Source organism: Actinomadura sp. NPDC048394 (assembly GCF_040651755.1).
Taxonomy (GTDB): Bacteria; Actinomycetota; Actinomycetes; order Streptosporangiales; family Streptosporangiaceae; genus Spirillospora; species Spirillospora montaniterrae.
Genome location: NZ_JBEZJL010000056.1, coordinates 20,472 through 31,933, shown reverse-complemented (window position 1 = coordinate 31,933; position 11,462 = coordinate 20,472). Strand labels below are relative to the sequence as shown.

Sequence of the window (11,462 nt, the reverse complement as noted above, 5' to 3'; positions counted from 1 at the left end):
ATAATGCGTCCGTTTGATCTGGGGGAGCCCGGCGCCACCCGATGCCGGCCCCCAGGCTCAGATCCCGAACGGCCGCCCGAACGGCGGCCAAGGAAGGAGCCCCCATGTCCGTGCTCGCCCTGGAGCCCCGCGACGCCGGCGTCCTCGACCCGGAAGACCTCGACGTGGACTTCGAGATGGAGCTGCTGGAACTGCTGCACGGCCCGCAGGCCTGCGTGAACACCTGCAAGCGCACGGTGTGCAGCAGCTACCCGTGCTGCCCCTCCATCGTCTGACCCTCACCCGACGCACGCGGAAAGGCCATTGGCTCCCACCGGTGGCCTCTTCCGGTGCGTCCTCGCATTGCCGGGCCCGCACCGCGATCGAAGGGCGACAATGGAGCCATCGATATTTCAGCGCATTTCCACAATCGCCCGCGAGCGCGGCAGGGAAATCCGGTCCGACGACACCTGGATCAGCGTCCGCGATCCCGGCTTCGACGCGCCCCGGCAGGGCTGGAAACTGCATGTCTCCGCCCGGCCCGGCACGTTCGCCGAGACGCTCGACCGCATCCTGCCGCTGCTGCTGGCGGCCCCGTGCGATTTCAAGGCGGCGCGGTCCGCGGAGATGCTGCGCGAGCTCAACTCCGGCGACCTCGACGCGGCCTCCGTCGGCAAGGCCGTCACCGTCTACCCGCCGCAGGACGCGGTCGTCCGGCTGGGGCACGCGCTCGCGACCGCCCTCGCCGGCATGGCCGGGCCGCGCGTGGTCAGCGACCGCCGCGTCCGCCCCGACGCGCCCGTCTACTACCGCTACGCGCCGTTCGCCCCGCAGTACAAGGTGGATGAGAACGGCGACTTCGAGCTGGTCGTCGTCGGCCCGGACGGCGAGGCCGAGCCGGGCGCGGCGGGCGTCGAGTTCGCCTGCCCGCCGTGGGCCGCCGACCCGTTCCGCCCGCCCACCCCGGCCGGCGCCTCCACCCCGGCCGGTGCCTCCGCCCCGGCTGGTGCCTCCGCCCCGCCCTCGGCCCCGGGCGCTCGGGCGCCGCGCGTCCGGACGATCGGGGGCCGCTACCGGGTGACCACCGGGGTGATGCGCGGCCCGCGCGGCAACGTGTACCGGGCCGAGGACGCGGGCGGGCGGCCCGTCGTCGTCAAGGAGGCCCGCGCCTACGTCGGGGAGCACCCCGACGGCTACGACCTGCGGATGTACCTGCGCAACGAGCTGCGCGTCCTGACCGTCCTCGCCGGGGTCGACGGCGTCCCGGAGGCGCTCGACCACTTCCGGCACGGCGAGGACGAGTTCCTCGTCATGAGCGACGCCGGCGCCACCGACCTCAACCGGCACGTGGCCGAGCACGGCGCGCTCACCGGCCCCGAGCTCGCGGGCCTGGCGTCCCGGCTGCTCGGGGTCCTCGACGCGGTGCACGCGCGCGGCGTGGTCGTCCGCGACCTGTCGCCCAAGAACGTGGTGCTCGGCGAGGGCGGCGGCTGCACGATCGTCGACTTCGGCACCAGCCGCCACGGCGACCTGCAGATGCCGGGCTGGAGCCGCGGCTTCAGCGTTCCCGACCAGCGCACCGGCCGCCCGTCCGAGCCGGCGGACGACCTGTTCTCGCTCGGCGCGACGCTGTTCTTCGCGGCCACCGGCATGAACCCGGTCATCATCGACCCCGACCCGGAACGCGGCGTCGAGCGGACGCTGCAGTGCCTGGCGCGGATGTCCCCGGGAGGCGGCCCGGTCGCGCTCGTGCCGCGGCTGCTCAGCCTCGACCCGGACGTCCGGAGGCGCGCCGCCGCCGAGATCCGCGCCGGGCGGCACGCGACCGCGAGGCCCGCCGCCCCGGTGCCCGTCCCGCGCCTGACCGGCGACCTGCTGTCGTCGGTCCGCGCGCACACCGTCCGCGAGTGCGTCCGGTTCGCCGAGCGGCTCATGGACGAGCCGGAGGACCGCCGGACGAGCCCGCCCGTCACCAACGTCTACGCCGGTTCGGCGGGCGTCGGGATGGAGCTGCTCCAGCATCCCGAGGGCAAGGCCGCGGGTACCGACCTCGCCCGCTGGACGGCCGCGAACCTGCCCGCCGCGACCCTGCCCGCCTCGCTCTACTTCGGCCTCACCGGCACGGCGATCTTCCTGGCCGCCGCCGGGGTCGCGATGCCCCGGCCCGTCCGCGCGTCCGGCGGCGAGCGCGCGGACCAGGCGCACGGCGTCGCCGGCATCGGCACCGGCCACCTGATCCTCGACGCCCTCGCCCCCGATCCGGCGAACGCGGCGGCGGCCGCGGAGTGCGCGCGGCGGCTGCTGGCCGGCGACGTCGCCGCGCCGGACGCGGCGGTGTCGGTCGAGCAGCCCGGGTCCGGCGTCGCCGTCGACACCGCGTTCGCGCACGGTGACGCGGGCGTGGCCGACTTCCTGCTGGCCTTCCACCGCGCCACCGGCGACGCCGCCGCCGGCACCGCCGCCCGCGACGCGTTCGCCGCCCTCGCCGAGCGGACGGAGGCGCTGATCGGCGAACTGGAGGGACCGGCCGCGCGCCCGATGGGAGCGTCGTGGTGCCAGGGCATGTCCGGCGTCGTCGGCGCGATGCTCCGCGCCGCCCGCGCCTATGACGACGCGCACTACCTCGACCTCGCCGAACGGGGCGCCCGCGCCTGCCTGGCGATCGCGCCGCGCGCGTGGGTGTCGTCCCAGTGCTGCGGCCTCGCGGGCATGGGGGAGGCGCTCATCGACGTCGCCCTGGCGACGGGCGACGACGCGTACTGGCGGGGAGCGGAGGAGATCGTGGAGCTGATGCTCGTGCGCAGCGGCGGCGACCCCCGGCGGCCGGTCTTCCCCGGCAACGACCTCGACACCCAGGCGTTCACCTGGGGCACCGGCACCGCGGGCATCCTGTCGTTCCTTCGCCGGCTGGACGCCCGCTCCGGCCCGCGCCTCTGGACGTCCCCGGCCGTCTAGGAGGTCGGGGCCTCCAGCATGGGCGGCTAGAACGTCAGCGCGTAGGTGAGCAGGCGGAGGCCGGGCACGGGGGACCAGTCCCGGTCCGGGGTGCGGACGAAGCCGAGCCGCTCGTACATGCGGTGCGCGGCCTCCATGTTCGCCTGCGTCGACAGCCGCAGCCCGGTCAGGCCGGCGGCGCGGGCGCGCGCCGCGCACTCGCCGACCAGGGCGCGTCCCGCGCCGGACCGGCGGGCCTTCGCCAGGACGGCGAGCATGCGGAACTCGGCCTCGTCCGGGCCCGCCAGCTCGGCGTACGGGCTGCCGGGCGGGCAGTAGGCGACGGCGCCCGCGACCTCCCCGCCGACCTCGGCGACGAGCAGCTGCGACTTGGCGGCCCGGTCGGCGGCGTCGCGGAGCTTCCCGACGTAGGAGGACTCGGGCGAGACCAGCCCGCCGTGCACGTACACCTCGACGGTCAGCTCGCCGATCAGGTCGTACTCGTGGGGGTGCGCGTCGCGGACGGTGACGGGCTGCATCGGGTGCTTTCTCCAGGCGGGGAGCGTCGGTGCCGGGATCATCCCGACCGAAAGGTCGTGACATATCAGGCTATCCGCATCCGGAAGGAGCGGCCGCCCGCCGGGTGCCCTAGTCGTTAGAGGCTTGACTACTAGCGGCCGGGCCGTGTTGATTGGCGGGTGTCGACGGCCCGCCGCACCCCCAGGAGGCGCCATGCCGGTCCCCCGCTCGATCCTCGGCACGCAGGACATCGACGACCTCGCGTTCGAGGTCGTCGCCGGCGCGTGGCCCGGCGACGTCCGCGGCCACTTCGTCGTCAGCACCTCCGACCAGCGCACCCACCCCGTGCACGCGTTCTTCGGCGACGGGATCATCGCGCGGCTGCCGCTCCGGCCGGACGCCGGCGGCCGGTTCCGCTGGCGCGCCCGGGTGATCGACACCCCGTCCGTCCGGCTCCGCCGCCGGCGCCCCGACCTGTTCACCGCCGGGCCCGTCGGGACGAGCTCGCCGTGGGGGTTCGTGAACGCCGCCAACACCGCGCCGCTGCCGTGGGGCGACCGGCTGTTCGCCACCTGGGACGCCGGGCGGCCCGTCGAGGTCGACCCGGTCACGCTCGGGTTCGTCGCCGAGGTCGGCCACCGCGACGACTGGAGGCCCGCGATCGACCAGGCCGTGCTGCCGCTGGTCTCCACGTCCGCGCATCCGGTGATCGACCCCGAGCGCGGCTGCCTGTGGACGGTCAGCCGCGACGTCATGACCGGCACCGTCTCGGTGATCCGGTACGCGGGGGAGGGGAGCCGGGTCGAGCGCTGGGAGGTGGCGGACGCCGTCCTGCCGCAGGCCACGCACACGATCACGCAGACCCGCGACTGGCTCGTGCTCGCCGACACCGCCTACAAGATCGACACCGGCGAGGTGTTCGGCGCGGAGCGGACCGTCGCCAACAACCCCGACGGGCCCGTCCTGCTGATCCGCAAGGACGACCTGCGCCCCGGCGGTGGCACCGTGGCCTGCAAGGAGTTCCGGATCGCGCCCGAGGTCAACCACTTCTACGCCAGGTACGACGACTCCGGCGGCGTGCAGGTCGTCATGGAGCACACGCCCGGCGTCGACATCGGCATGTACCTGCGCGAGGACGACCTCGACGCGTTCGGCCGGCCCGTCGACCCGGCCCTGCGCGGCATGTACTGCCACGGCATGACGCCCGCGCTCACCACCGTCCTGGTGTTCGACCCCGAGACCGGGAAGGTGAGCGAGCGGGCCCGCGCGAGCGACCCGGCGCGCTGGTGGCAGGCCGAACTGTCGGCCGTCGACTGGAGCATCGAGGGACAGACCGCCCCGACCCGGCACCATCTCGTCTACCTGGGCTTCCACCCCGAGGCGATCAACCAGCGGGCGCTGCGCAACTACACCGGCCGCATCGACGCCGACCTGTTCCCGCCGGAGGAGACCCCCGCCGTCCTGGTCACCCACGACCGCGACGACCTCAAGGCGCTCGCCGAGTGGACGTTCGCGCTGGACGACTACCCGACGTCGCCGTGCTTCGTCCCGCGCGGGCGCGGCGGTAGCCGGTACGCGGGCGCCGACCCGGGCGGCCACGACGGCTACCTCGTCGTCGCCGTCCACAACGACGACCGCTTCCGGATCGAGCTGTTCGACGCCGCCGACGTGGGGCGCGGCCCGCTCGCCGTGCTGGCGCCGCCACCCGGCACCACCGTCCCGTTCCTCATCCACTCCGCGTGGATGCCGGAAGCCGTCCCGCCGCCCGAGCTGGAGCGGCTGAGCTTCGCCGACGACCTGGACGCCCGCCTCGGCCAACTGCCCCCCGACCTGCAGGCCATCACCCGCGAGGTAGCCGCCGACCTGACCCGTTGAGTCAGGGCGACACGCGACGGCTCAACGGAGGGCCGTGCAGGTCTGCTCGTCCGGGAGGAGGGGGCGCAGGCGGACGGTGTAGGTCTTGCCGGCGCTGCGCCATGCGGTATTCGGGCTCGTCGCGGGGACCTTGCCGGACGCGGCGACCGTGCACACGGCGGCCCCGACCTGCGTGCCCTTGCCGAGCGGCGCCAGCGGCCAGGTGCGGACCGGGCCGTCGGCCACCGCGCCCTGCGACGCGAGCACGGCCACCTTGGACGGCTTGTACGGCCGGGGGCCGGACGCGAGGTCGGTCTTCGGCCACCGGGCGGGATCGAGCCGCGCCTGGAACGCCGTCGCCGGGTCCGGCCGGACGCCCGGCTCGGCGATCTCGCTGTGCGCGCCGTCCATGGTGAACTCCAGCACGATCGCGTCCGAGACCTGCCCGGCGGGGACGGTGTGCGAGCGGCCGAGGCCGGCGGCGCGCGCCTCGCCCAGCAGGCGGTCCCGCGCCGCGGGCGTGAGCCGGTACTCGGTGACCTTCGCCTGGGACGCGACGAGCGCGCGGCCCGTCGAGTACAGCGAGAAGTCAGGCAGGCCGCCCGGGCCGCCGAGGCCGGCGATGCCGCCGGTCTTGCGCATCCGCAGGACGAGGTGCTCGCCGCGCGGGGACTCCTTCGCCGGCTTCGTGGCGGTCCCGGCGGGCGGCAGCGAGTGCGGCGGCTTCTCCACGCCCGAGGCCCCGCCGCAGGCCGCCAGCGCGCCCGCGCACGCGAGCGCGACGATCGAGCTGGTGCGTGTGTGCGAACCGGCCATGCGCCTTGGACGCGCCGCCCCGCCCCCGGGTTCCCCCGGATACAAATCCGGCGCCGGAAGACTGTGGGAATCAGCGGCCGACCGGGCCCGTCCCGCGCGCTAATGTGCCGGGCGTGAGTGTGCTCGTAGTGACCGGGACATGCACGGGCGTCGGCAAGACGATCGTCACCGCGGCGCTGGCCGCCGTCGCCGCCGCGCGCGGCGCGTCCGTCGCCGTGGTCAAGCCCGGGCAGACCGGGATGGGCGGCGGCGAGCCCGGCGACCTCGACGAGGTGCGGCGGCTCGCCGGCGTCGAGGACGTGCACGAGTCCGCGCGCTTCCCCGACCCGCTGTCGCCCGCCGCCGCGGCCCGCCGCGCGGGCGTCCCGCCGGTCCGGCTGCCGGACGTCGCCAAGCACGTCCAGGAGCTCGCCGCGACCCGCCGGCTCGTGCTGGTGGAGGGCGCGGGCGGGCTGCTCGTCCGCTACGACGAGGAGGGCACCACCATCGCCGACCTGGCGCGCTGGCTCGGCGCCGCGGTCGTCGTGGCGACCCGCCCCGACCTCGGCACGCTCAACCACACGGCGCTGACACTGGAGGCGATGGCGCACCGCGGCGTGCAGCTCGCCGGCGTGGTCATCGGCGCCTGGCCGGACGACCCCGACCTGGCGATGCGCAGCAACATCCGGGACCTGGAGACCATCGCGGCGCGGCCGCTGTCGGGCGCGCTGCCCGCCGGGGCGTCCGCCCTCGACCCCGCCGAGTTCCTCCTCGCCGCGCACCGCGGCCTGGCCCCGGCGTTCGGCGGCAGCTTCGACCCCGCCGCCTTCCGCGAGGCCCACGCCCCCGAGGCGGAGTAAAGGATCAGGAGTCGCGGCGCAGCCGGGTGATGAACTTGTACCGGTCGCCGCGGTACAGCGACTGCGCCCACTCGACGGGCTGGCCGGTCGTGTCGAAGGCGTGCCGGGACAGCAGCAGCATCGGCAGGCCGACGTCGACGCCGAGGAGCTGCGCGTCGTGCGGGGTGGCGAGGACCGTCTCGATCGTCTCCTCCGCCTCCGTCAGGTGGACGTCGTAGGCGGTCGCGAGGGTCTCGTACAGGGAGCGGTGCCGGGGCAGCTCCCGGCGCAGGCCGGGGAAGCGGCGGGCCGGCAGGTGGGAGGTGTCGACCGACATCGGCTCCCCGTCGGCGAGCCGGAGCCGGTGGACGCGCAGCACCCGCCCGCCCGGGCGGATGCACAGCAGGGCGGCGAGGCGCTCGTCGGCGCTGACGTACCCGGCGTCCAGGATGCGGGTCTCGGGGCGCAGCCCGTGGTGCCGCATGTCCTCGGTGTAGGAGACGAGCTGGAGCTCCTGCGACACCTTCGGCTTCGCGACGAACGTGCCCTTGCCCTGGATGCGCTGCAGGCGCCCCTCGACGACGAGCTCGGCGAGGGCCTGCCGGACGGTCGTCCGGGACGTCTCGTACTTCTCCGCCAGCGCGCGCTCGGGCGGCAGCGGGCTGCCCGGCGGCAGCGACTGGATGAGCTCGACGAGGAGTTCTTTGAGCTTGTAGTACTTCGGGATGCGCGGCGCCTGGTTGGTGTGGTGCTTACCCAGGTCGCCGAGCGCCGCCCGATCGAATCCGCGCTCGAATCCGTCCCCGTGCCGGGGCCCGCCCCTGACCTCCGTCACGGCATCTCCTCACGTTCATCATCGGTTTCCCCCGATGTTATGCGTGAAGACTACGGCCGGTAGAGCGCGCGATCTCCGCCAGGGCCGCCCGCAGCCTTGTGAGGTCCGACTCGTCGACCGTGGCGCGCGCGGTGAGCCGCAGGCACGCCCGGCCCTTCGGCACGGACGGCGGCCGGAAGCAGCCGACGCGCAGCCCGTGCTCAGCGCAGATCCCGGCGGCGCGGACCGCGTCGTCCGGTTCGCCGAGGAAGACGGGGACGACGGCGGCGGCCGGATCGGCGGTCTCCAGTCCGGAACCGGCCGCGAGGTTTGCCATCGCGCGGGCCGTGGCACGGGCCCGGCCCGGCAGGCCCGGGTCGGCCTCCAGGACGTCGAGCGCGGCGAGCGCGGCCCCGGCGGCGGGCGGGTTCAGGCCGGTGTCGAAGATGAACGAGCGGCCGGTGTCCACCAGCGCCTGGATGACCTCGGGGGCGCCGAGGACGGCGCCGCCCTGCGAGGCGAGCGACTTCGACAGGGTGAGGGTGAGGATCACGTCGGGCTCGCCGGCCAGCCCGGCGGCGTGCGCGGCGCCGCGCCCGCCGTCGCCGACGACGCCGAGCGCGTGCGCCTCGTCGATCACCAGCAGCGCGCCGTGCGCCCGGACGATCCGGTGCAGCTCCGCCAGCGGCGCGAGATCGCCGTCCACGGAGAACACGGCGTCGGTGACGACGATCGCGTGGTCTTCGTCACGTCTGGCGAGGGCCTGCTCGACGGCGCCGGCGTCCCGGTGCGGGACGATCGCGACGCGGGCCCGCGACAGCCGGCACGCGTCCACGATCGAGGCATGGTTGACCTGGTCGGACACCACGAGCGCGCCGGGCCCGGACAGCGCGGTGACGGCGCCGAGGTTGGCCAGGAAGCCGGAGGAGAACACCAGCCCGGCGGCGCTTCCGGTGAACGCGGCGAGCCGCCGGTCCAGCTCGGCGTGCAGCCCGGTCGTGCCGGTGACCAGCCGGGACCCGGACGACCCGGTGCCCCACTCGCGCGCGGCGGCGACCGCGCCCTCGACCAGCCGCGGGTCGCGGGACAGGCCGAGGTAGTCGTTGGACGCGAGGTCGGCCAGGCCGTCGTGGTCGGCGCCGCGGGGGCGCAGCGTGCGCCGCAGGCCCGCCTCCGCGCGCCGGGCGGCGGCGTCCCGGAGCCGGGCGAGGGGGTCGTCGGTCATGCCCGAATCCTGCCAGGTGGCGGGCGGCGGGGACGGCGCCGGGGCACCGAATCGGATGGGCGATGATGGTCGTGTGCCTACCTTGACCGATCTGGTCCGCGACCACACCGACCTCACCGAGACCGATGTGGAGTGGCTGCACGCGCTGGTGTCGGACTGGCAGCTCCTCGCCGACCTGTCGTTCGCCGACCTGCTGCTGTGGGTGCCGCTGCGGTCCGGCGCGGCGGTCCCCGCCGACGGGCCGGGCGCCCGCGGCGGGCGGCGCGGCGGCGGCACGATCGACACCGGCGCCGCCGTGCAGGGCTGGGTCGCGATCGCGCAGATGCGGCCGACGACCGGCCCGACCGCCTACCCCGAGGACCTCGTCGGCAAGGTCGTCCGGACGGGCCGGCGCGGGCTGATCGACGTGGCGTGGCGGGAGCGGCGGATCGTCCGGGAGGGCGACCCGGAGTGGGGCAGCGGCATCCCGGTCCGGGAGGAGTCGATCCCGGTGCGCCGCGGCGCCAAGATCCTCGGGGTGATCCAGCGCAGCACGAACCTCAGCTCGGCGCGGACCCCGTCCCGGCTGGAGCTGACCTACCTGCAGAGCGCCAGCGACCTCGCGAAGATGATCTCCGAGGGGCGGTTCCCGGTGCCGGGCGAGGAGCCGAACATGGTCCGCTCGCCGCGCGTCGGCGACGGGCTGATGCGGCTCGACCGCGGCGGCGGCGTCACCTACGCCAGCCCGAACGCCCAGTCCGCCTACCGGCGCCTCGGCTTCCCCGCCGACCTGGTCGGCGAGTCGCTCGGCAAGGTCACCGCCGACCTGTGCGACACCGGCGAGCCGCTGGAGGAGGCGCTCAGCGTCGTGCTCAGCGGCCGCGCGCCGCGCGAGGTGGAGGTCGAGGCGAACGGCTCGGTCATGCAGCTGCGCACGATCCCGCTGGTCGTCGGCGGCACCCGGATCGGCGCGATCGTGCTGTGCCGGGACGTCACCGAGCTGCGCTGGCGCGACCGGGAGCTGATGACCAAGGACGCCACCATCCGGGAGATCCACCACCGGGTGAAGAACAACCTGCAGACCGTCGCGGCGCTGCTGCGGCTGCAGGCGCGCCGGCTGCGGATCCCGGAGGGGCGGGCGGCGCTGGACGAGGCGGTCCGCCGCGTCGGGTCGATCGCGATCGTGCACGAGACCCTGTCGCACACCCCGGACGAGCTGATCGACTTCGACGACATCGCGGACCGGGTGATCATGATGGCGGGGGAGGTGTCCACGCCGGAGACCAAGGTCGCGCCGAAGCGGACCGGCAGCTTCGGGGTGCTGCCCGCGGAGGTCGCGACGCCGCTGGCGATGGCGCTCACCGAGCTGCTGCAGAACGCGCTGGAGCACGGCCTCGCCAACCGGTTCGGCACGCTGGAGGTCGTCGCGCACCGCTACGGCGAGGGCGACCCGCCGCGCGAACCGGCGGGCGTGCCGGTGTGGGGGGAGTGGCCCGGGTCCGACGCGCACGACCCGCGCGTCGCGAAGGAGGCGCCCGCCGGCCGCGGGCCCGCCGCCGGGCCGCGGCTCGTCACGATCGTCTCCGACGACGGGGTGGGCCTGCCCCCGGACTTCGACGTGGAGAGCAGCAACAGCCTCGGCCTGCAGATCGTCCGCACGCTGATCGTCGGGGAGCTGGGCGGCAGCCTCGACTTTCGCGACCGTCCGGGCGGCGGCACCGAGGTCATCGTGGACGTCCCGATCGACCACAGCAACCGGCTCCACGGGCCCCGCTCGGCCCAACCCTAGGAACCGGCCGCTGGGAACCGGCCGCTGGGAACCGGCCGCTGGGAACCGGCCGCTGGGAACAGCGCGGGAAACAGCGCCGGGAACCGGCCCCGGAGACGCCGAGTGCCCGCCGCCTGGGGTCAGGCTGCGGGCACGTCGAGGTGCGGTGCGGCGGCGCCGGGGTTTCCGGCCCTGGGGGTTCGGAGGCGGCGCCGCTCGTCGGGTGGACGCTCAGAGACCGGCGTTCGCGCGGGCGCGGGCACGGGAGGCGCGGCGCTTGAGGGCGCGGCGCTCGTCCTCGCCCATCCCGCCCCAGACGCCCGAGTCCTGGCCGGACTCCAGCGCCCAGCGCAGGCAGGCGTCGGTGACGTCGCAGCGCCGGCATACCTGCTTGGCCTCTTCGATCTGCAGGATCGCGGGCCCGGTGTTGCCGATCGGGAAGAACAGCTCGGGGTCCACGTCACGGCAGGCAGCGCGGTGGCGCCAGTCCATGCGGTCCACTCCTTCGTCAGGTGGTGTGAGACACTCCACGTTTGTGAACGGTTTCACATGTCGCGAACGCCCGGAGCGGCGGTGGCCGGCGATCCGAGGGTGATTGTTCCGCGGCGCTGCGATCAGGAGGCGGACGACGTTGGGGCCCCTGTCGGCTGGCGCACTTTGAGCGTGTCAGCCGGGCGCGGGCAGACGCAAGACCTTTGAGAAAGGATTCTCAAAGTATGGGTGTCGCATGTGTCACACCTGTGGGTCGGGCGTGTT

General features: G+C 75.0%; 10 protein-coding genes. 5 read left to right on the top strand and 5 right to left on the bottom strand.

Annotated features, from left to right (window positions below):
• Nucleotides 1-104 precede the first annotated feature (104 nt).
• Both AB0C78_RS33935 and lanL read left to right on the top strand, forming a co-directional pair.
• Nucleotides 105-275, top strand: coding sequence for a hypothetical protein (locus AB0C78_RS33935; RefSeq protein ID WP_192808868.1), 171 nt, complete (start codon nucleotides 105-107; stop codon nucleotides 273-275).
• A gap of 100 nt (nucleotides 276-375) precedes the next feature.
• Nucleotides 376-2,934, top strand: a complete 2,559-nt coding sequence (gene lanL, locus AB0C78_RS33930; protein ID WP_360756003.1) for a class IV lanthionine synthetase LanL — start codon at nucleotides 376-378, stop codon at nucleotides 2,932-2,934.
• 26 nt (nucleotides 2,935-2,960) lie between these two features.
• Here lanL and AB0C78_RS33925 read toward each other — a convergent pair whose 3' ends face one another.
• Nucleotides 2,961-3,452 carry a GNAT family N-acetyltransferase gene (locus AB0C78_RS33925; RefSeq protein WP_360756001.1) on the bottom strand — a complete coding sequence of 164 codons (492 nt, stop codon included), beginning with the start codon at nucleotides 3,450-3,452 and terminating at the stop codon, nucleotides 2,961-2,963.
• Between the two features lie 193 nt (nucleotides 3,453-3,645).
• Here AB0C78_RS33925 and AB0C78_RS33920 point away from each other — a divergent pair, with 193 nt between their 5' ends.
• On the top strand, nucleotides 3,646-5,307 hold the full coding sequence (locus tag AB0C78_RS33920; protein ID WP_360755999.1) for a carotenoid oxygenase family protein: 1,662 nt from the start codon (nucleotides 3,646-3,648) through the stop codon (nucleotides 5,305-5,307).
• Between the two features lie 21 nt (nucleotides 5,308-5,328).
• On the opposite strand, the gene AB0C78_RS33915 is transcribed toward AB0C78_RS33920, so the two are convergent.
• Nucleotides 5,329-6,102, bottom strand: a complete 774-nt coding sequence (locus tag AB0C78_RS33915; RefSeq protein ID WP_360755996.1) for a hypothetical protein — start codon at nucleotides 6,100-6,102, stop codon at nucleotides 5,329-5,331.
• 113 nt (nucleotides 6,103-6,215) lie between these two features.
• Here AB0C78_RS33915 and bioD point away from each other — a divergent pair, with 113 nt between their 5' ends.
• Complete coding sequence (gene bioD / locus AB0C78_RS33910) at nucleotides 6,216-6,941, top strand: dethiobiotin synthase (protein WP_360755993.1); 726 nt, start codon at nucleotides 6,216-6,218, stop codon at nucleotides 6,939-6,941.
• Nucleotides 6,942-6,945: 4 nt separating this feature from the next.
• Here bioD and AB0C78_RS33905 read toward each other — a convergent pair whose 3' ends face one another.
• Both AB0C78_RS33905 and AB0C78_RS33900 read right to left on the bottom strand, forming a co-directional pair.
• Complete coding sequence (locus AB0C78_RS33905; protein WP_151541499.1) at nucleotides 6,946-7,680, bottom strand: GntR family transcriptional regulator; 735 nt, start codon at nucleotides 7,678-7,680, stop codon at nucleotides 6,946-6,948.
• A gap of 112 nt (nucleotides 7,681-7,792) precedes the next feature.
• A complete protein-coding gene (locus tag AB0C78_RS33900) occupies nucleotides 7,793-8,959 on the bottom strand; it encodes an 8-amino-7-oxononanoate synthase (RefSeq protein WP_360755990.1) in 1,167 nt (388 codons plus the stop codon).
• 73 nt (nucleotides 8,960-9,032) lie between these two features.
• Here AB0C78_RS33900 and AB0C78_RS33895 point away from each other — a divergent pair, with 73 nt between their 5' ends.
• Nucleotides 9,033-10,727 carry a histidine kinase N-terminal domain-containing protein gene (locus tag AB0C78_RS33895; RefSeq protein ID WP_360755988.1) on the top strand — a complete coding sequence of 565 codons (1,695 nt, stop codon included), beginning with the start codon at nucleotides 9,033-9,035 and terminating at the stop codon, nucleotides 10,725-10,727.
• A gap of 210 nt (nucleotides 10,728-10,937) precedes the next feature.
• Here AB0C78_RS33895 and AB0C78_RS33890 read toward each other — a convergent pair whose 3' ends face one another.
• Nucleotides 10,938-11,198: a WhiB family transcriptional regulator gene (locus tag AB0C78_RS33890; RefSeq protein WP_151541468.1), complete on the bottom strand. Its 261-nt coding sequence runs from the start codon at nucleotides 11,196-11,198 to the stop codon at nucleotides 10,938-10,940.
• Between the last annotated feature and the right edge of the window lie 264 nt (nucleotides 11,199-11,462).